Origin of the sequence: Paenibacillus sinopodophylli (assembly GCF_005930355.1) — a bacterium.
GTDB classification, from domain to species: domain Bacteria; phylum Bacillota; class Bacilli; order Paenibacillales; family Paenibacillaceae; genus Pristimantibacillus; species Pristimantibacillus sinopodophylli.
In genome coordinates, this window is sequence record NZ_VDBO01000050.1 from 1 (window position 1) to 887 (window position 887).

At 40.8% G+C, this 887-nt stretch carries 1 protein-coding gene and 2 tRNA genes; all 3 read left to right on the forward strand.

The genetic code is table 11. The features are described 5' to 3' along the window. Positions 1-126: 126 nt before the first annotated feature. The 3 genes from FGT79_RS30615 (at position 127) to FGT79_RS30625 (ending at position 885) form a co-directional block, all read left to right on the forward strand. A tRNA-Leu gene (locus FGT79_RS30615) sits at positions 127-211 on the forward strand. A gap of 180 nt (positions 212-391) precedes the next feature. Beyond that, positions 392-709, forward strand: coding sequence for a hypothetical protein (locus tag FGT79_RS30620; RefSeq protein WP_138756592.1), 318 nt, complete (start codon positions 392-394; stop codon positions 707-709). Between the two features lie 104 nt (positions 710-813). Next, positions 814-885, forward strand: a tRNA-Glu gene (locus tag FGT79_RS30625). The last annotated feature ends 2 nt before the right edge of the window (positions 886-887 follow it).

Below are 887 nucleotides of genomic sequence, written 5' to 3' on the forward strand. Positions count from 1 at the left end.
GCCATTAGCTCAGTTGGTAGAGCACCTGACTTTTAATCAGGGTGTCGAAGGTTCGAGTCCTTCATGGCTCACCATTTCTTAGTATAACTAAGCAAATGTGAGTGAAGGATATCGATATATAAATGTGCGGTAGTGGTGGAACGGCAGACACGCTATCTTGAGGGGGTAGTGTCCCATGGACGTGCAGGTTCAAATCCTGTCTACCGCACCATAACTTACTTCTTGCCGATGTATATAGGTGAACTTAGAAGGTGTCATTCTGTGAGCACTTTTCTGATAGATGATGCCACTTTATATTCAGATCATAAATCTGACTAGAGAGTGGTTTTTTCGTTATAAGTTACTCGAGCCGTCCAAACAGATGCATCATAAGAGATGAGGAGCTGTAAACATGAAAATAAACTTAAACTTTACGAACAAGGGTCAAGCTGCGATTGGGAAATTCAACAATGAGGAATTGCTTGAGATATTTGGCAGATACAGCAACACGTTGATGAAAAAATACTCAATCGAAGTAACCGTTCCTGCTGAAGGTAATGAAGCGATTATTGAAAGAGGAGTATTGTCTGTATATGTCGATAAAATTGAATGTGATGTAGACACCTTCTTCAAAGAATTGGGAAGAGATGTTAAGGTTCCACTCAAGAAGAGACTAACACCAGAGGATAAGCTGGATAACGTATTCAAAGCTGAAACAATCGAAGCGTAAGGCTGTATGGTTTCTGGTTTAATTAAAAATAATGCTTGTACTTCAGTTAATAAGCTGGTATAATCATTTTTGTTGTCTTAGACGACAGTTTTTCATGTTAGAACGGCCCGTTGGTCAAGTGGTTAAGACACCTCCCTTTCACGGAGGTAACAGGGGTTCGAGTCCCCTACGGGTCACC